Annotated in this window: 18 protein-coding genes; 2 read left to right on the top strand and 16 right to left on the bottom strand. The window is 32.3% G+C overall.

The window, feature by feature from the left end; translation table 11 throughout:
• Positions 1-35: 35 nt before the first annotated feature.
• The 13 genes from mtaB to gpr form a co-directional block, all read right to left on the bottom strand.
• Positions 36-1,343 carry a tRNA (N(6)-L-threonylcarbamoyladenosine(37)-C(2))-methylthiotransferase MtaB gene (gene mtaB, locus PP176A_RS03130; protein WP_083381754.1) on the bottom strand — a complete coding sequence of 436 codons (1,308 nt, stop codon included), beginning with the start codon at positions 1,341-1,343 and terminating at the stop codon, positions 36-38.
• A gap of 10 nt (positions 1,344-1,353) precedes the next feature.
• A complete protein-coding gene (locus tag PP176A_RS03125; protein ID WP_071139001.1) occupies positions 1,354-2,085 on the bottom strand; it encodes a 16S rRNA (uracil(1498)-N(3))-methyltransferase in 732 nt (243 codons plus the stop codon).
• The gene (gene prmA / locus PP176A_RS03120; RefSeq protein WP_234958771.1) at positions 2,078-3,100 is read right to left on the bottom strand and encodes a 50S ribosomal protein L11 methyltransferase; all 1,023 of its coding nucleotides are present in this window, start codon (positions 3,098-3,100) and stop codon (positions 2,078-2,080) included. The genes PP176A_RS03125 and prmA overlap by 8 nt, the downstream gene beginning before the upstream one ends.
• Positions 3,101-3,143: 43 nt before the next feature.
• A complete protein-coding gene (gene dnaJ / locus PP176A_RS03115) occupies positions 3,144-4,271 on the bottom strand; it encodes a molecular chaperone DnaJ (protein WP_071139000.1) in 1,128 nt (375 codons plus the stop codon).
• Positions 4,272-4,359: 88 nt separating this feature from the next.
• Complete coding sequence (gene dnaK, locus PP176A_RS03110; protein ID WP_071138999.1) at positions 4,360-6,216, bottom strand: molecular chaperone DnaK; 1,857 nt, start codon at positions 6,214-6,216, stop codon at positions 4,360-4,362.
• 30 nt (positions 6,217-6,246) lie between these two features.
• Positions 6,247-6,861 carry a nucleotide exchange factor GrpE gene (grpE, locus tag PP176A_RS03105; protein ID WP_071138998.1) on the bottom strand — a complete coding sequence of 205 codons (615 nt, stop codon included), beginning with the start codon at positions 6,859-6,861 and terminating at the stop codon, positions 6,247-6,249.
• Positions 6,862-6,905: 44 nt separating this feature from the next.
• Entirely contained in the window at positions 6,906-7,943 is a 1,038-nt protein-coding gene (gene hrcA / locus PP176A_RS03100) for a heat-inducible transcriptional repressor HrcA (RefSeq protein ID WP_071138997.1), read from the bottom strand.
• 131 nt (positions 7,944-8,074) lie between these two features.
• Positions 8,075-9,211, bottom strand: a complete 1,137-nt coding sequence (hemW, locus tag PP176A_RS03095) for a radical SAM family heme chaperone HemW (RefSeq protein ID WP_071138996.1) — start codon at positions 9,209-9,211, stop codon at positions 8,075-8,077.
• Between the two features lie 119 nt (positions 9,212-9,330).
• Complete coding sequence (gene lepA, locus PP176A_RS03090) at positions 9,331-11,139, bottom strand: translation elongation factor 4 (RefSeq protein ID WP_071138995.1); 1,809 nt, start codon at positions 11,137-11,139, stop codon at positions 9,331-9,333.
• Between the two features lie 92 nt (positions 11,140-11,231).
• Positions 11,232-11,465: a hypothetical protein gene (locus PP176A_RS16160; RefSeq protein WP_071138994.1), complete on the bottom strand. Its 234-nt coding sequence runs from the start codon at positions 11,463-11,465 to the stop codon at positions 11,232-11,234.
• Positions 11,466-11,509: 44 nt separating this feature from the next.
• Positions 11,510-12,070, bottom strand: a complete 561-nt coding sequence (lepB, locus tag PP176A_RS03080; protein WP_234958769.1) for a signal peptidase I — start codon at positions 12,068-12,070, stop codon at positions 11,510-11,512.
• 63 nt (positions 12,071-12,133) lie between these two features.
• A complete protein-coding gene (spoIIP, locus tag PP176A_RS03075; protein WP_071138992.1) occupies positions 12,134-13,300 on the bottom strand; it encodes a stage II sporulation protein P in 1,167 nt (388 codons plus the stop codon).
• A gap of 77 nt (positions 13,301-13,377) precedes the next feature.
• A complete protein-coding gene (gene gpr / locus PP176A_RS03070) occupies positions 13,378-14,352 on the bottom strand; it encodes a GPR endopeptidase (protein WP_128752728.1) in 975 nt (324 codons plus the stop codon).
• 136 nt (positions 14,353-14,488) lie between these two features.
• On the opposite strand from gpr, the gene rpsT reads away from it, so the two are divergent.
• Positions 14,489-14,764 carry a 30S ribosomal protein S20 gene (gene rpsT / locus PP176A_RS03065; protein ID WP_071138991.1) on the top strand — a complete coding sequence of 92 codons (276 nt, stop codon included), beginning with the start codon at positions 14,489-14,491 and terminating at the stop codon, positions 14,762-14,764.
• Positions 14,765-14,791: 27 nt separating this feature from the next.
• On the opposite strand, the gene holA is transcribed toward rpsT, so the two are convergent.
• Entirely contained in the window at positions 14,792-15,850 is a 1,059-nt protein-coding gene (holA, locus tag PP176A_RS03060) for a DNA polymerase III subunit delta (RefSeq protein ID WP_071138990.1), read from the bottom strand.
• Positions 15,840-18,290 carry a DNA internalization-related competence protein ComEC/Rec2 gene (locus PP176A_RS03055; protein WP_071138989.1) on the bottom strand — a complete coding sequence of 817 codons (2,451 nt, stop codon included), beginning with the start codon at positions 18,288-18,290 and terminating at the stop codon, positions 15,840-15,842. Before PP176A_RS03055 ends, holA begins: the two co-directional genes overlap by 11 nt.
• Positions 18,291-18,544: 254 nt before the next feature.
• Between PP176A_RS03055 and PP176A_RS03050 the strand changes: the two genes are divergently transcribed.
• Positions 18,545-19,744 (top strand): alanyl-tRNA editing protein, encoded by a 1,200-nt coding sequence (locus tag PP176A_RS03050; RefSeq protein WP_071138988.1) that lies wholly within the window; start codon positions 18,545-18,547, stop codon positions 19,742-19,744.
• Between the two features lie 137 nt (positions 19,745-19,881).
• Here the strand turns inward: PP176A_RS03050 and PP176A_RS03045 are convergent, their stop codons facing one another.
• Positions 19,882-20,262 carry a universal stress protein UspA gene (locus PP176A_RS03045; RefSeq protein ID WP_071138987.1) on the bottom strand — a complete coding sequence of 127 codons (381 nt, stop codon included), beginning with the start codon at positions 20,260-20,262 and terminating at the stop codon, positions 19,882-19,884.
• Positions 20,263-20,435: the final 173 nt, after the last annotated feature.

Genomic DNA, 20,435 nt, shown 5'->3' with positions numbered 1-20,435 from the left:
AAAAAATTGAATAATAATTATATTCTACATTCAGCTTAAAATTCCTCTATTTCTCCAATTAATTTTTCTCCGGCCAATTTAATTATTTTAGTTGAAACGATTTTTCCTTTTAAGCTTTTTCTATTTTTTGATATAACCCTCATATAGTTTGTCGTATAGCCTTCAACATAGCCCTTTTTATCCTTAGCATCCTCCTCATAAAGGACAGGCATGGACTTTCCAATAAATTTTTCTTCAAAATCTTCTCTCATTTCATTTCCTATTTTAATGAGTATCTCGCTTCTCTCGTGTTTAACATAGCCGTCAATTTGGCTTTTAAATTTACTTGCGGGAGTTCCTTCTCTCTGAGAATACTTAAACACGTGGATTCTTGAAAACCCGATTTTCCGAACAAAATTACAGGTTTCTTTGAATTCCTCTTCCGTTTCTCCGGGAAATCCCACTATTATATCGGTAGTTATTCCTACATCCTTCATATAATATCTAATGATATTAACTATTTTTTTATACTGTTCTCCACTATATTTTCTATTCATCCTTTTCAGTACCGAATCACTTCCGCTTTGAAGAGAAATATGAAAATGATTACAGATTTTTTTCATTGAAGAAACTTTATTCATAAACTTCTCATCCACTAAAGTAGGCTCCAAAGAGCCTAATCTTATTCTTTCTATGCCTTCAATCTGATCTAATTCTTCCAATACATTTAATAAATCAACATCTTTCAAATCCTTACCATAACTCGCTATATGGATTCCCGTAAGGATAATTTCCTTAAATCCCTTATCTCTAAGCCTTTCCGCTTCTTTTAATATACTCTCTAAGGATCTGCTCCTTACAGGCCCTCTTGCATAAGGAATAATACAATAACTGCAGTACTGGTTACAACCATCCTGAATCTTAATATATGCTCTTGTCCTAAGCTTAACTTCGTCGATATTTAAATCTTCAAATTTTCTAAAATTTTTTATATCTCCCACTATATTTATCTTTTTTTTATTTTTCATGGCCTCTTCGCACAGATCCACCACTTTTTCCCTTCCTACAGTTCCTATTACTACATCTACATCTTTCATATTCTCTACTTCTCCCGGTGACATCTGAGCATAACAACCTACTACTGCTACTACCGAATTTTCATTGAGCTTTTTGGCCCTTCTTATAAACTGCCTGGATTTTCTGTCTCCCAAATTAGTAACAGTACAAGTGTTTATCACATATACTTCAGCTTCTTTTCCATTTTCAACAATATCATATCCCCTTTGCTGAAAAAGTTCCTCCATTGCCTCTGTTTCGTATTGATTTACTTTACAACCTAAAGTGAATATGGACACTCTCTTCATATAACCACTCCTATATATCTCCCAGCTCATATAACAATATAGATGCTGCTACAATTCCTGCCGTTTCAGTTCTAAGTATTCTCGGCCCTAAAGTCACCGTATTGGCTCCAATCCCTCTTAAAGTCTCTATCTCTTTCTGTGCAAATCCGCCTTCCGGTCCGATAATCAAATTAACCCTTCCATTTTTTATACTCTTTATTGCATCTCTAATTCTATTATTTTTTTCTTCTTCATAAGGAACTATGATATTTTCTCCCTTTATAAGTTCAATCATATCGTCAAATGAAATAATATCGTCAATCTTTGGGAATAAATCTCTTTTTGATTGTTGTGCAGCTTCTTTGGCAATCTTCGTCCATCTTGTTATTTTAGATTTCTCTTTGTTTTTATCCTTTACCTTAACTACTGTTCTCTCGGTCAAAAGAGGAAAGAACTCTTTTACTCCCAATTCTGTACATTTTTGAATTATAAAATCCATCTTTTCGCCTTTAGGTATGCCTTGATATAAAATAATATTAAAAGAAGGTTCTCCATTTCCTTTAAATATTTCCGCTATTTTTACCGTAACTAAATTTTTTTCGATCCGGAGTATCTTCCCTATATAAATAAATCCTTCGCATACCGCTTCTATTTTATCTCCTGTTCTTAATCTAAGAACATCTCTTATATGTTTTACATCTTCTCCCTCAATATATAAAATATCCTTCGATACCTGTTCGTTTTTAATAAAAAATCTATTCAATTATCTCATCCTTACCTATCTTTGCAGCTATGCAAATCCAATCATTTGTTTTTTCCGTTTCGATGATTTCAAGGCCGTTTTTTTTGAAATTTTTCTCTACATATTCCATTTTTTCGCCTATTATTCCCGATGCAACGAATATTCCGTCTTTAGACAGGTAATCCTTAATTGTTTCTGACAACGTCACTACTACTTCAGCAACAATATTAGCGACTATAATATCTGCATTTCCATTTATTCCATCTAAAAGATTTCCTTTTTTTATTTCTACAATATTTTCCACATTGTTAAGTAAAATATTATTATTTGATGACTCAATGGATACCTCATCCAAATCTACTCCGATTACTTTAGAAGCTCCCAATTTTGCACTGACAATACTAAGAATACCACTGCCGCAACCTATATCAAATACCTTACAGTCTTTCTTTATATGCTTTTCCAACATTTTAACACACATAATTGTGGTCTCGTGTGTCCCTGTACCAAAAGCCATTCCCGGGTCCATCTCAACAACTATATCATGTCCTTGTTTCTTATATTCTTCCCAGGTTGGTTTAATGACTATTTTCTCACCTATTTTTTTCGGTTTATAATATTTTTTCCATGCATCTTCCCAATCCTTTTCATATACCTCCGTTACTGTCATTTCTCCTAAAATTTTGTCTGAATTATACTGGGGAATTTTCTCAATATTTTGTCTTATCAATTCGATTTTATCAATTAAATCTTCACTTTCAGGAAAATATCCCTTAATAATAACTCCTTCAAAATCATCTTTTATAAGTGACGGATCAATATAATCCCAGTCCTCATCACTTTTCATGAAATCTAAAACGTCTTGAGGGTCTTCAATGGATAGCCCACCAACTCCCAAATCGTATAAAATATTTGAGACTGCCTCTTGAGCTTCCGTAGTAGTTTTAATTTGAACTTCCGTCCATTTCATCATCTCACATCCTTTGATCACAGATAAATCTTCCCTTATTATATCCATATTTAACTCTTTCGTCAACTAAATATAACCAACCCCTATATTGGAATTGGTTATATTGTTTTCAATTACCGAAAGCATCTTTTACTTTGTCGAAAAATCCTTTTTTCTCTCCCCGAATATTTTCTCCTGATTCTTCTGCAAATTCCATTAAAATCTGTTTCTGTTTTTCCGTAAGTTTCCTCGGAACTTCCACTTTAATTTTAAAATAAAAATCTCCTCTTCCATATCCTCTTACATTAGGAACCCCTTTATTTTTCAACTTAAACTGAGTTCCGGTCTGAGTGCCTTCCGGGATAACATATTTAATTTTTCCTTCTAAAGTAGGAACCTCTATTTCTGCTCCCAATGCAGATTGGACAAAGGATACCGGTATTTCACAGAAAATATCATTTCCTTCTCTCGTAAAAAGCTTATCTTCTCTGACATTTAAATAAACATATAGATCTCCTTCAGGTCCTCCCCGATCCCCGGCTTCTCCTTCGCCTTTAATGGAAATTACAGACCCTGTATTTACACCTGCAGGGACTTTTATCTTTATCTTCTTTGTCTTTGTCTCTTTTCCTGTTCCTCCGCAAACATTACATTTTTCTCTGATTATTTCTCCCGTTCCTCCGCATTCATCACAGGTAGCTACTCTCACAAACTGTCCAAAAGGAGTACTTTGAGTAAATCTAACTTCCCCCGTTCCGTGACATTTATGGCAGGTCTCCTTACCTGTACCAGGTTTGGCACCTGTACCGTTACAATTGGAACACTTTTGGGTTTTCCTGATTTTAACTTCCTTTTCAGTCCCAAATACAGCTTCCAAGAAATCTAAATCCAAATTATATCTAAGATCTGCCCCTTTTCTGGGCCCTTGCCGTTTGGTAGAAGATGTGAATCCTCCTCCAAATGCATCAAATATATCTCCAAATATATCCTCAAATCCTCCAAATCCTTGCCCAAAACCTCCTGTTTGTTGTCCGTTTACTCCTTCTTCCCCGAAGGTATCATATCTGCTTCTTTTGTTTGGGTCACTTAAAACTTCATATGCTTCATTTATCTCTTTAAATTTTTGTTCTGCTTCCTTATTATTCGGATTTAAATCAGGATGATATTTTTTTGCCAATATTCTGAAGGATTTCTTTATTTCATCTTGAGTAGCATCCCTTGATACATTTAATATCTCATAATAATCTTTTTTTGCCAAATATCTTCACCAACTTTCACAGCTTTATCTTAAATATTGTATCAAAAACCAAAGCTAAATGATACCATTTAGCTTTGGTTTTTGAAAATTATTTTTTATTATCTTTCTTATCATCATCATCCACTACTTCATAATCAGCGTCAACTACATCATCCTTTTTCCCACCGTCGCCGCTATTGCTCTGTGTTCCTTGATTGGTCTGGTTTTTGGAAGCTTGCTCATACATCTTCTGAGACACTGAATAAAATGCGGTAGTCAATTCTTCTGATTTTTTCTTTATCTCATCATTATCGGTTCCTTCAAGGGCTTTTTTAAGTTCTTGTAACTTTCCTTCTATTTTTGTTTTTTCATCTTGAGAAATCTTTCCTTCCATATCTTTCATGGTTTTCTCTGTCTGGTACACTAAGCTATCCGCATTATTTCTAATTTCAATTCCTTCCTTTTTCTTCTTATCCTCTTCCGAAAACCTTTCCGCTTCTTTTACTTTCTTCTTTATTTCATCTTCATTAAGATTAGTTGAGGCGGTAATGGTAATTCTCTGTTCTTTACCTGTTCCCAAATCCTTTGCGCTGACATTTACAATACCGTTAGCATCAATATCAAAAGTAACTTCTATCTGAGGAACTCCTCTTGGTGCCGGAGGTATACCGCTTAATTGGAATCTCCCCAATGTAACATTGTCTGCTGCCATAGGTCTTTCTCCCTGCAGAACATGAATATCTACAGCAGTCTGCCCATCTGCGGCCGTAGTAAACACCTGGCTTTTTCTCGTAGGTATCGTTGTATTTCTTTCAATAAGTTTGGTTGATACTCCTCCCATTGTTTCAATTCCAAGGGATAAGGGGGTAACATCCAAAAGAAGCAAGTCTTTAACATCTCCGCTTAACACTCCACCTTGTATAGCAGCTCCTACAGCTACACATTCATCAGGGTTTACTCCTTTGCTGGGATCTTTTCCTATAAGCTTTTTAACTGCTTCCTGAACAGCAGGTATTCTTGACGAACCCCCTACCAATAAAACTTTATTTATATCATTGGGAGATAATTTAGCATCCTCTAATGCCAATCTTGTCGGCTCAAGAGTTTTTTCAACTAATTCTCTGGTCAGCTCGTCAAATTTAGCTCTTGTTATATCCATAGTAAGGTGAAGAGGTCCCGATTGAGACATAGTAATAAACGGAAGATTAATATTGGTAGTAACTACGCTTGAAAGTTCTTTCTTCGCTTTTTCGGCAGCCTCTTTCAATCTTTGTAATGCCATTCTGTCATTTCTTAAATCAATGCCGTGTTCCTTTTTAAATTGTTCTGCTATATAATCCATTAAAATCTGGTCAAAATCGTCTCCGCCGAGATGATTATTTCCTCTCGTTGCTATAACTTCAAACACTCCGTCTCCAAGTTCCAATATGGATACATCAAATGTTCCTCCACCTAAGTCAAATACCATTATCTTCTGGTGTTCTAATTCTTTATCCATTCCATAAGCCAAAGCTGCAGCCGTAGGCTCGTTTATAATTCTCTTAACATTTAATCCTGCAATTCTTCCGGCATCCTTTGTTGCCTGTCTTTGGCTGTCCGTAAAATATGCAGGAACGGTAATTACTGCATCCGTTACCTTCTCACCCAAATAATTTTCTGCATCTGTTTTTAATTTTTGTAAAATCATAGCCGATATATCCTGAGGGGTATAATTTTTACCATCGATATTAACGGTATAATCACTCCCCATTTTTCTCTTTATAGACATTATGGTTCTGTCCGGATTTGTAATAGCCTGTCTTTTAGCTGTTTCACCAATTAATCTTTCTCCGTCTTTTGTAAATGCAACTATAGAGGGAGTTGTTCTGTTTCCTTCGGCATTAGCTATTACTACTGTTTCTCCTCCTTCCATCACCGCTACACATGAATTTGTGGTTCCTAAGTCAATTCCTATTATCTTTCCCATGTATTATTTACCTCCTTAAATTGATTTCGTTTATTTAGCTATCTTAACCATACTTGGTCTTAAGACTTTATCATTTAGCATATATCCCTTTTGAAATACTTCAATTATGCTTCCTTCTTCATAATTTTCATTTTCTTCTTGACAAACTGCATGGTGATAATTGGGATCAAATTTTTCCTTTAAACAGGAAATTTCCTTTAATCCATTTTTTTTCAAAATCTTTAACAGTTCATTATAAATTATTTCAACTCCTTTATAAAAAGAATCCTCTTTATTTTCTATAGTAACCAAGGCTCTTTCAAAATCATCCAATACCGGAAGAATACTTGTTATTATATCTTCAGCGGCATAAGAAATTATACTTTCTTTCTCCTTTTCACTTCTTTTTTTGTAATTCATAAAATCTGCTTGAAGTCTGATAAATTTATCAGTAAGCTCTTTAATATTCTTATCCCTTTCTTGAATGCCTTTATCCTTTTCTTCGATTTCCTTTTTCATATCCTGCAATATTTTTTTCCCTTGTTCTTTCTCCTCATGTTTTTTCTTTCCTTTTTCCTCCGCTTTTTCTTCTTTTAAATTATCTTCATCCTCGTTTACCGCTTTCTGAATTAATTCATCTTCCTTAGCTTTCTCATTTTTTTCCATCAGATCACCTCTTCCTATATATCAATAATACAAAAATTCCTTAATTATTTTTGAAAATACTTATCGAGTATTTCGCTTATATTAAGGGATAAAAGATTTACAGCATTTATTGCATTAATATAATCCATTCTTGTAGGCCCTATAACGCCTATTTTTCCAACGGTATTTCCATCAAACTTGTAAGTAGCCGTAATCAAGCTGCAGTCTTTAAGCTCATCATAAGAATTCTCATCACCAATTGTAATTTCAATATCGTTATAGAAATCTTTCAACAATATATCCACCATCAAATCCTTGTCTTCAATAAAAGACAAAAGTGTTTTAGCTTTTGCTATGTCCTTGTATTCCGGAAAATTAAATATATTCATCATACCATCAGCAAAAATCTCCACGTCTTCAATTTCGTCTAAAGACTGATTTATAATAGGTATAATATTTCCTACCACATTTCTGAAATCGTATAATTCTTTAAGCATAACAGTATCTATTTCTTTGGAAACTTTATCTAATGTTAATCCTTTAAGTTTTGAATTCAGAAAATTTGATATAGCTGTCAACTGTTCCTCCGAAATATTTTCATCCATTTTAAAAATAGTGTTTCTAACAATCCCAGAATCATTTACTATTATAATCAGTATTTCATTGTTATCTATTGGAATTAATTGAATATGCTTTAAAGTGCTTTGATTGATCTGAGGTGTTATAGCAATTGAAGTATAGTTAGTTATTTTAGATAATATTTTTGCCGAATTCTGAATCAGTTGATCAATTTCCATAACTTCCTTCATTAAATTATTTTTGATTTCCGCTTTTTCCCGTGAATCAATATCAGATCTTATATTTTTCATCAAAGTATCGACATATAATCTATAAGCCTTATCAGACGGAATTCTCCCTGCAGAAGTATAGGGTTTATTCAAATATCCCAGTTCTTCTAAGTCTGACATCTCATTCCTGATGGTGGCAGAGCTGACTCCAAGATTATATTTTTTTGAAATCGTTCTTGAACCAATAGGCTCTCCATTAGTGATATAGCTGCTAATAATGGCATAAAGTACTTTAAGCTTTCTATCATCTAACATTTTACCACCTCAAATATTTTTAAGATATTAATATTTATTAGCACTCTTATCTGTTGAGTGCTAATACTTACGATTTAAAATTATCACTACTTATACATTTTGTCAATAGGTTTTCAAAAACTTATTGTTGTTTATGGAAGAAAATCTACTTCTACAATATTTGATAAATCCAATCCTCTCTTAGTGAGATAAATTCTATTTTCATTTTCGTATAATAATCCGCCTTTTACGTGTCTTTCAATAATTTTCCCATATATTTCTTTTATATCAATTCCAAATCTGCCCAAAAAATTCTTTTTATCTATTCCTCTAATGAGCCTTAACCCTAATATGCAATATTCAGCCATCTCCATATCTTTATCTATGACCTCTTCTCCTGACACGGGAAAACTTCCGTTGTCCAAAGAAGATATATATTCTTTAATATCAGCAAAATTCCAATATCTTTTTCCAAAAATATTGGAATGAGCTCCTATTCCAAGTCCTATATAAGGTTTTAATTCCCAATAAAAAAGATTATGTTTACACTCATACCCTTTTTTTGCGAAATTGGATATTTCATAGTGTTCATATCCATTGGAAACAAGATACTCCATTCCCTTATGGTACATTGCTCTTTCCAAATCTTCATCCGGCAAATTCAGCTTTCCCCTATTATTCAAATCATAAAATTTCGTTCCCTTTTCAACAATGAGTCCGTAAAAGGATAAATGAGTGGGCTCTAATTTTATTACTTCCTTCAGAGTATATATGACATCTTCTAAAGTCTGAAAGGGCAATCCAAACATTAAATCCAGATTCACATTATTAAAACCTAAATTCCTTACTAAATCATAATTTTTATAAAAGTCTTCTGTATTATGAATTCTGCCTAATATTTTCAGCAAATTATCATTTAAAGTCTGAACTCCCATGCTTATCCTATTTATACCCGATTCCCTATATCTTACTAATTTTTCTTTATCAAGGGTTTTAGGATTGGTTTCTATCGTAACTTCCTTTAATTCATTTGTATCAAAATATTTATATATGCCATCCATTATTTTTTCAATATATATACTGTTAATTGATGAAGGAGTCCCTCCGCCGATAAATACGGTATTTAGCTTAAACTTTTTGCCAACAGAGGAATAAAGCCGAATTTCTTTTACTAAAGCATCTGTATATTTTTCAACATAATCAAATTTATTGGGAAAAGAAATGAAATCACAATAATTGCATTTCTTTAAACAAAAGGGAATGTGTACATATAACGCTAAATCATCCATCTATTTACCCCCTTAAACTATAGTAAGAAAGCCTTTCTTGAAATTCATTTTACGAAAAGCATAAATTGATGAAAATAATGGAACGTATCAGCCATACATTCCATTTAAAAATTATAAATTTATTTTTTTTCATCATATTTTAGCACAGATATAAAGGCCTCCTGAGGTATTTCCACCGAACCTATTTGTCTCATCCTTTTCTTGCCTTCCTTCTGCTTTTCAAGAAGTTTTTTCTTCCTTGTAATATCTCCTCCGTAGCATTTAGCTAAAACATCTTTTCTCAAAGCCTTTACCGTTTCCCTGGCGATTATTTTAGAACCGATTGCTGCCTGAATCGGTATGGCGAATTGATGCCTCGGTATAACGTCTTTAAGTCTCTCCACAATATATCTTGCCCTCTCATATGCTTTATCTTCGTTGACGATAATAGAAAAGGCATCTACCAGTTCCGAATTTATTAATATATCCAATTTAACCAGTTGGGACTCCTTATATCCTTTCAATTCATAATCAAGAGAAGCGTATCCTTTTGTTCTTGATTTTAGAGCATCGAAAAAATCATATATTACTTCGTTCAGAGGCATTTCATAATGCATAACCACTCTGTTTTGTTCTATATATTCCATATTTTTAAATATACCTCTTCTGTTCTGGCACAATTCCATAATTGCTCCCACATATTCGTCGGGAGTCATAATGGATGCATCTACAATGGGTTCTTCCATGTATTCAATTTCCGACGGTTCGGGAAGATTAGTGGGGTTCTGGATAGTCAACATCTTTCCGTCGCTCTTTTTAATTTTATATATAACGCTCGGAGCTGTAGCTATAAGCCCTAAATTAAATTCCCTCTCAAGCCTCTCTTGGACTATTTCCATATGAAGAAGCCCTAAAAATCCACATCTGAAACCATAGCCTAAAGCTTGGGAAGTCTCAGGTTCAAAGGTCAGGCTTGCATCGTTGACCTGAAGCTTTTCCAAGGCATCTTTTATCGTATTGAAATCTTCTCCTTCCGACGGATAAATCCCGCAATAAACCATGGGCACAACTTTTTTGTATCCCGGAAGGGGCTTTAAAGTTGGATTTTCAACTTCCGTAATGGTATCTCCTACTCTTGCATCTTTCACATTTTTAATACTCGCCGTTACATATCCTACATCTCCCGCTCTCAGTTTTTCAACAGGAATGTGTTTCGAACCGGTAACTCCCACTTCCGCTACCTCAAAAGTTTTTTCCGTAGACATCATTTTTATATTCATTCCCGACTCTATGCATCCGTCAAATACTCTTACATATGCGACCACTCCTTTATAGCTGTCATAATAAGAATCGAATATAAGAGCTTTCAGAGGAGCATCTTCATCTCCCTTTGGAGGAGAAATATTTTTTACTATTTGTTCTAATACCTTGTCAATATTAATACCTTCCTTCGCAGAAATCAGAGGGGCTTCTTCGCAATCCAGCCCTATCACGTCTTCCACTTCCTTTTTAACTTCTTCGGGCCTTGCACTTGGCAAATCTATTTTATTTATAACGGGAATAATATCTAAATCTTGGTCTAAAGCCAAATATACGTTTGCCAAAGTTTGAGCTTCGATTCCCTGAGTTGCATCTACTACAAGTACGGCACCTTCGCAGGCTGCAAGGCTTCTCGATACCTCATAATTAAAATCCACATGACCCGGAGTATCTATTAGATTAAGAATATATTCTTCTCCTTTTTTATCTTTATAAATAAGTCTTATTGCTTTTAGTTTTATTGTAATTCCTCTTTCTCTTTCCAAATCCATGCTATCAAGCATTTGATCATGCATTTCCCTTGCAGTATAAAGTCCTGTAGTTTCAATAAGCCTATCTGCCAAAGTGGACTTTCCATGATCAATATGTGCGATTATTGAAAAATTTCTTATTCTCTTTTGCCTATCCATATATAAACTTCCTCCTCAATCTTTGGAAATAATCATAAATAATTATAGCAAAGAATTAAATTCATGTAAATTAAAATGACCAATTTCATTGGTCATTTTAATGTTAAATAATATTCTTTTCCAAACAAATGAATTTCAATTTTTCCCTCTTCTTTTCCAATAAAAAAAATATCACTTTTCTCTCCCCTTAATTGAGAAAAAGAAATATTAACAGCTTTAACTCCGAAATACAAAAATACAAAAGCACATAAAATTAGACTCATCTTTAGAATAAAATAAGATCTATTTTTCTTTTTACTTTTACTTCTGCTCATCCTCGTTTCCAAATTTATCACCCAAATTATTATTGGGTAAATTTAGAATTTTTATACTAATTTAATTTTCCGAACCTATCATCAAAGGGAAAATATCTAAAGTTAGCAATTCCCTTTATCGAATCGACGGGAATACATCCAAAATATCTGCTGTCCTTACTTGCTCCCTGTTCTCTATTATCTCCTAAGACAAATACATACCCTTTTGGCACTTCCCACTTACTCTTATCATAAGTAAGAGTATAAGAATCTCCTAATATATAATTTTCTTTAAGGACCTTACCATTTAAATATACTTTCCCATCCTTTATTTCAACCGTATCTCCTGCAATTCCGATTACTCTTTTAATATAATCCTTATTTGCAACATCCGGAGCTTTAAGTACTATAATATTTCCCCTTCTCGGAGATTTAAAATACAGAGAGACTTTATCGGTAAATAATCTATCTTTTTCATATAAAGTAGGATACATAGAACTTCCCAACACATAAGTAGTGTTAAAAACAAAAGACTTTATAAGCAGTGCTATAACTACTGCAAAAACTATGCTTTTTATCCATTCCATGGCTTCACTCTTTTTATCGTTTTTATTGTTTTTCCTCTCTTCTTCCATCATATATTCCTCCCATCAATTCTCTTTATATATTATATCATTTTTAAAAATTATTAAAAGCAAAAATTATTCCGATATAATGTTGGACATAACAACCCCTATTATCTTTGCTATTAGTTTGGAAGATGCCTTGGCTTCATCAATAGTATTAAGATTGCTTCCCACTTCTATTAGAGCGTAATAATTCGTTACAAACTGATTAAATCTTCCTGTAGGTTTTATTATTATTCCCTTACATAATCCGGGATACATTTTATCAGAAACATTTTTTATATATTTTGCAAATTCCGTGACCTCTTTTACGTTAGGGGAATCAGGCCCTATAACTAAAGAAAAAGTCGCTACATCTTCACCATTAACTTTTACCTTGGCTTCGGATTTTGCCTTGTCAATATAGGCGGCATCTTCAGAAACTCCGTCTCTATGAACATCAAATACCACCTTGAGATTAGGTTCTTCCTTCAATTTGGAAGTAATGGTCTTTAAACTTCTGGAATAAGACTGGCCGTAAGACGGAATATCATGGTATGTATCTATATGTATAGTATTATACCCATCTTTATTCAACGTCTCGTACATCACATCACCTATAGTAAGCATATTATATTTTCTTTCAGTTGTATGATACTGATTTTCCTTTATTGGCAAATATCCTTCGGTTCCATGAGTATGATATATTACTATGTATGGCTTACTTTTATCTACTTTTATGGGATTAATGTTAGAAGGCTTTGAAATCTTACTTACGTCCACACTGGCACTGGAGTCTTCCTCCATCAGTTTTCCTTCTTCTTTTTCCAGTTCATCTTCTATGAGAATTAAATCTTCCAATGTTTCCGCATTTGTTTTTTCTTCCTGGCTTTTACTTTTATCTTCCCCTTTGTTGTCGGATACTGTGAATTTATCATTTGCTAAAGAAAACAGTGCTGGAAACTGAGATTTAACAAAATTATTTATATCGATGGATACATTAAAATATTTTCCCCTTACATATTCATATATGGATGAACTTTCCTTATTTTCTTTTTCCAAATAATATTTAAACCATGAATTTGATTTCGAAAAAAGGTCTATGATTAGATCAGATGTTTTAACAGTTTTAGGAGAAATCTCCTCAGATTTGTTATCTGAAATAACAAACAAATTATTGATTATACTCGCCCCAATAAAAAAGATCAGCATAAGAAAAAAAGCATAGAGAATATAATCTGTTCTTGTCCTTTTGGTATTCATAATTAAGCACCCCTTATTCCTTTAGTATCTTAACAAATTATATTCTCCATTTATTCAATATATGAAATTAAGTTAGATTAACTGATATATGAATTCAAATCCTTAAAGGTCAACCCATGATGAACAGCCAAATTAATTCCGTTAGACAAAACAAAGGACAAATTAGTGATTAAAGAATCTATTTCCTTTGGGGTAACCAAAACATTTGGCATATAAGGTTCTAATACCTCCCTTATAAGACTATATTTATCCTCCTTTGAAACATTTTCAAGGAGATTATAAAACTCTTCTCCCACCTTTGCTTCCTTTTTCATGGAAGAAATAATCAGATTCATGGTATCGTTTACCATAGTGGCCGCATCTACTACTGTCGGCACTCCTATAGCTATGACGGGTACACCTAAATATTCCTTGTTTAATCCTATTCTCATATTTCCTACTCCGCTTCCGGGATTTATTCCGGTATCGGATATTTGAATGGTGGTACTGACTCTTTCCATTCTTCTTGAGGCCAAGGCATCAATTGCTATTACCAAATCAGGCCTTGTTTTTTCAACTATCCCTTTAATTATTTCACCTGTTTCTATTCCCGTAGTTCCCATAACTCCGGGAGATATTGCCGATACGTTGGAGAGTGCTTCGTCCTTTTCCTTTTCATATGTTACAAAATACTGCCTGGTAACTATTATCTTCTCAACTACTTTAGGCCCTAAAGCATCCGGAGTTACGTTCCAATTTCCAAGACCTACAATTAAAGTTTTAGTCAATTCATTGATATTAAAAAGAGATTTTATTTCCCTCGAAATTAAAAAACTGATTTCTTCCTTTAATTCATCATCAGAATTTTTAAGTTCGGGTACTTCCACAGTTATATAATTGCCCTTAGGTTTTCTCATGTTCTCTTCTCCCTGAGAATTCAATATCTTTACTTTTGTTATGCTGTAGTTTTTCTTCTCGTATTGTTTAAATTCCACTCCCGGCACTTCTCCATCTTTGCCTTCTCTATAAAATTCTCTGTCTTCTACGGCTAAATCTGTTCTGAATTGAAACACAAAATCCCTCCTATCTTTTCCTCTCCTTATTTTAAGTTTAATTTTCATATTTATGTATTGTAAAGTTAAATATCCTTGCAATTTATACTTCTTCATGGTAAAATGTTTTTTGTTAGATTAAGAGGAGGTGAAATCATTGGCAAATATTAAGTCCGCAATCAAAAGAATAAAGGTCACTAAAAATAAAACAGCTATAAATAAAAGCAGAAAATCCGAAATTAAAACATATATCAAAAAATTTGATAAAGCTCTTAATGATAATAACATAGAAGAAGCAAGAGTATTACTTAAACTTATAGATAAAAAGTTAAAGAGAGCAGCTATAAAAAACACTATTCATAAGAATGCTGCATCAAGAAAAGTCAGCAGATTAAGCAGAAGATTAAATGAGAAAGTAAATGAAGCAGTGTAAAGATAAAACTTCGGAAGATCCGAAGTTTTATTGATTATAAACACATAATTGAACTACCAGCATTTCCAACGCCAATTTTTCTTCCATTATTCCTGTTTTTATGTTTCTGTCTCCGTCAGCACAAAAATTTAATGCTTTTTTTAGCTGTTCTTCAGAAAAATTCTCACTTTTTTTTCTGATATTTTCAAATTCTCTCTCCTTTATATTAAGCTTTTCCAAAGTCTTCTTATTATCATATCCCATTTTCTTCGACAATTTATACATAAGCATAAACCTTATTTGTCTTATAATCATATAAAGAATTCTAAGTATCGGCTCCCCGGCAAGATACATTTCATTGAGAAGTCTCAGAGAATCATCCGTGTTTTTTTGAGCAATATTGTCAAGAAGCTTAAATATATTGTTTTCTAAAGTCCTGCTCATTATTACATCGATATCTTCCTTTAAAATTTTCTTTTTATTCCCGGCATATTCTGATATCTTTCCAATTTCATTTTTTAAATCGTATAAATTTTTGTCCGTATTCATTCCAAAATATGAAGATGAATCTATAAAATATCTGATATTCGATAAATCAATAACCTTGCCATATTCTTCAAAAACTTTTTTTACGAAATCGTTGAGAATCTTTCCTTTCAATCGTGAGAAGTTAACCGAATCTCCAACTTTTTTTATTTTTTTTACCAAAGTTAACGAATTATCAACTCCACTTTGTTTTTCTATGAATATTAAACATACATAATTGTCCAAAGTTTGAATATAATCTCCTAATTCCGCAAAGGAACTATTTTTAACGGTTCTACCCTCATCCGATTTTTTTCGTGAAAAAATATTCAAATCCTTAACTACCACAATCTTCTTTTCCGACATAAATGGAAGGGTCTCGCAGGCATTAAATATCATATCAAAATCCGCTTCCTTCCCTTCGATAACAACATAATTCAATGATTCCAAGTCTTTATCAACAAACTCTTTTTTCAGCAATTTCAGGGAATAGTCCATCAAATATTCTTCTTCCCCATAAAATATATATGACCTTTTTAATTTCCTGCTTTTAATATCCGTCATCAACTCTTCATAATTCATAATATTTTAACTCCTTTTCCAAAGAAACATAAATCTTTAAGAATATAAACTCCAATAATATATATATTATACCAAAATTAATTTCCCTTTCGTATTTTATTATACATTCCCATAGATCCATTTTATCTTTCAAAAAATAATCTATGATTACATTTGCTCTATCCATTTCTAAAGTTATAAGTCCCATTTCATCAGTTCTGTACAGTTTCGTTCCCAGTTCTTTATACCTTTCCAATACTACCTCATGGGGGTGATTGTATGAATTCTGCCCTACGCATATAAAAGCATATTTGGGACTTAATTTTTTAATAAATTCGTCTGTAGAGGAAGTCATGCTTCCATGATGAGGGACCTTTAAATAATCTGCAGGAGTACAGTCTTCGATTATAAGCTCCTCTACTTCTTTTTCAATATCACCCGTAAAAAGAATCTTGTTATTATAATAATTTAAGAAAAACACCAAAGAAAAATTATTTTCCTTATCCGTTCTGCTGCTTAAATCCCCTTTAGGGCTGATAACATTTATATAAATTTTATCATCTATATAAATATTGTCTCCTCCCTTAAGCTCTATAAGAGGAATCTTTTTTTCTGCCGCCTTTTTGCTCATATCATTAAATATCTTATTATCCTCCGGACAATGGCTTATATAAATTTTATCTATATCCATATTTTCCATAAGAAGAGGAAGGCTTTTGCAATGATCCTCGTCAAAATGAGTAATAAATACCCCTGACAAATTAAATATTCCCTCTTTAACAAGGTATGGAAGGACTACTCTTTCTCCCACATCAAAATCCCCAAAGATATTTCCTCCCGTGTCAATTAAGTAATTTCCGTTATTTGTTCGCAACAATATGGAATCTCCCTGTCCCACATCTATAAACTCCACTCTCATACTTTTATCTGTAAAATCAAGAATAGAAGAAAATAATATTAAAATTAGGGAATAAAAGAAGATTGCCTTTCTTATTCTGAAATCAAAGACATCTAATCTTATTATCCTAAAAATACTTAATAATAAAAAATAATATATTATCATCTCCGATACATTCGGGGAAAAAACTTTAAAGGGCTTTGGAGAAGCTTCCATCAAAACATCTGAAATACAGTTTTGAACATTCATCACTGCTTCAAGTAACTTCCCTGCGTAAACGGCGATATTCATATTAATGAAAGAAAAAATGAGAAGAAAAAATCCTCCTATTAATATAAGTGAAAACAGTGGTAGTAATATAAAATTTGCAAGGATACTGACAAGAGATATATTGTTGAAATAATATGAGTTAACGGGGATAATGCCTACCTGAATTGCTGAAATGGCGGATAAAGAAGATAACAACCCTCTGCTGAAAGGGTAAAATTTATGTCTTATGGCTGATGTGAAAACAAATAAGGATAAGGTAGCGATAAATGACATCTGAAACCCTATATCAAACAGGAATAAAGGATTATATCCAAGAATTACAAGCATAGCAAAAAACAACGTATTGATATTATCATATCTTCTGAAAGACATCTGGGAATACAAAATGATTGAAAACATTATTAAGGACCTTAATATGGACGGAGGAAACCCTATAAACATGCCATACATCCATACAATAAAAGACGTAATTAAAATATTAATTTTTCTTTCAACTCCCAAATAAGCAAGAATCTTAATTATTATAAAGGATATAATTCCTATATGTTGTCCGGAAGCAGCTAAAATATGAGCCAGTCCCAATTCCCTGTACTTTAAAATTTCATCTTCCTTCAGATAATCATATTCTCCTAATAATATGGATTTCATTAAGTTTCCATTAGAAGGGGAAAGGGTTCTTTGGAATGTATCTTCCACTTTATCCTTAAATTTCAAAGATAGGTATTCCATCCTGTTGAGCTTTTCCTTACCTGTTTCAGCCAAGTTATAATCTCTTACGGTAGTTGTAACATATATGCCTCGCGTCATCATATAAAGCTTATAATTAAATAATTTAGGATTTGTATTTCTTTTTACTTCCTTTAAGTCACATGGAAAATATATTTCATCTCCGGGACTTAATTCATTTTTACCGACGACGTTTAAAGACATTCTTTCTTTTATAAGATGTCTTTGGCCTTTAATCCTTATTTCTTCAGTATCTAAAATATATCGCTTTTTTTCATCAGAGCTTAAAGTTACTTCTTTTATAATTCCTCTTATATTTATCTGAGAACCAACATAATTTAATAAATAGCTGCTATTCAGCTTGTTATATGTATTAAAAGCTCCGGCAATAAATAATAAAATGAAAATAATAATTAAACTCCTCTTATCAAACTTTATAAAAAAGAGCAGTATCAGTATCAATATTCCAAATATTATTTTTAATGTCGTAAAGTTAAGATTAAAAAAATAGGAAAATACTATTCCGCAGGCGAAGGAAACTGCAATAAAAACAAATGGTCTTTTCATCCTTTGATCCCCTAAAAACCATATTTAAAATTATTTTTTTCTGTCTCTATGAATTCTGTTTAAAGCCCATATCATAAGTATTAAACCTAATATAACAAAATAATATCCGTTTGATTTACCCATATCATTACCCCTTCATTCATATTTCATATATTATATCATATTTAAAATGGAAATTATAATTTATCTGTTATTGTTATTATATCAAATATAGTGGTAAAATGTTTTTAAACAATACTGTAGGGGTGAATACGATGACTGAAAAAATATTTTTGGAAAATCCATATTTAAGTGAAATTGATGCAAGAATAACAGAGAAAAAATACTTAAAAAATAAATTTTATCTTAAGCTTAACAGGACAATTTTTTACCCGAATTTGGCGGGAGGACAACCTAAGGACGAAGGAAAAATAAATGATATAGACGTAATCGATGTATTTGAAGAGGGCGGAGATATAGTTCATGTCATAGAAAAAAATATTAATAGCGATAAAGTTCACCTGAAAATCGATCTGAATTTAAGGTTCGATTATATGCAACAACACTCCGGACAACATCTTCTTTCTGCGGTATTCTATAAATTATATAACGGAAAGACTTTAGGGTTTCATATAGGAAGTGAATATTCATATATTGATATAGATATTTCCGATTTCAATGAAGAAGAAGCAAAAAAAGTGGAGACCTTTGCTAATAAAGTCATATATTCTAATCTTCCCATAAAAACTTATGAAATTCTAAAGGATGATGTCAGCAAAATACCTGTAAGACAAAAGCCTACAGTTGATTCAAATATCAGAATTGTAGAAATAGACGGATTTGATTTTTGTCCTTGTTGCGGTACCCACTGTAAGGCCACCGGAGAAATAGGGATTGTCAAAATAAGAAAGTGGGAAAAGCAGAAAAGAAACATTCGGATAGAGTTCTCATGCGGATTTAGAGCATTAAACGATTATTCATGGAAAAACAGCTATATCAACAAAATTTCCAATATTTTGTCCACAAAGGATAAAGATGTCCTACACAAATTTGAAAAATTATTTACGGAATACGAAAATTTAGAAAAAGATAACAGGGATTTAAGGGAAGAACTCCTCATATATAAAGCGAAGAACTTGCTCAAAGAGAGCCAATTAAAAAATGGCGTAAGAATAATCAAAAAAATATTTATTGATACAGATTTTAAGGAGGTAAGTTTTATATCCTCTTATTTAAAGGAAAACGAAAATGTGCTGACGCTATTTACAGTTATAAATCAAGAAAAGTGTCAATTTATATTCAGCAGAAACAAATTGATTAAAGTAAATATGCAAAGAATTCTAAAAGCTATACAAAATAGTATTCCGGAAATTAAGGGAGGAGGAAACAGTCAGACCGTTCAGGGAGGATCTGCTCCTGAAAAAGCAGATGAAATTTTAGACATGGCATTTGACTTAATTATGGAAGGAATATGATTTACCTTAGTGTACAAAAAAGGCCTCCTTAATATGTATTTATATTTAATAGAGGCCTTTTTCCATAACCTAATATATACTCTATTAATTTATTTCTTGTGTTTAGAAATCAAGAATAATATTATAACATTTTATAATTATAATATTATAAACTCTACTTTATCCAAAGCCCTCCTCAGTTTATAATTAATGCTCTGGCTGTCAGCCGCATCAATATCCGGGGATGGCCCCATTAATATGTGAGTAATATCATTTCTTTTAGCAAATTCCGCCATGGTCTTTACGATATCCTTGGACCTTAAAACAGTCAAATCTGCGCCTACCTTTTTGGATACATTAAATAAATATTCTAAGGCTTCTCCATCATTTTGACTTTCTAAAAAATTTTCTTTTTCATTAACAACGTGTATTACATATAACCTATCTTTATCTTTATTGATCATGCTATATCCGCTTAGAATCAGCCTTTCACAATTTTTTTGCTGGGTCACGCAAACCATGACATTCTTGCTCTTCATTAAAATCAATCCCCCTTATAAAGAGTTTACTCTTTTATTATACCATTTATCACGAAAATATGCTGTTCAAAATTGAAAACGTTTTTAATATAATGTTCTACTAATATATGTCTATTTATAATAAAATATCTCTTTTAAAGTTCGTATCCTATAAACAAAATATAGACTAAGAT

The organism is Sporanaerobacter sp. PP17-6a (assembly GCF_900095615.1).
Taxonomy (GTDB): domain Bacteria; phylum Bacillota; class Clostridia; order Tissierellales; family Acidilutibacteraceae; genus Acidilutibacter; species Acidilutibacter cellobiosedens.
Note: the sequence above shows the minus strand (reverse complement) of the source record. Positions and strands in the feature narration are given on the sequence as shown.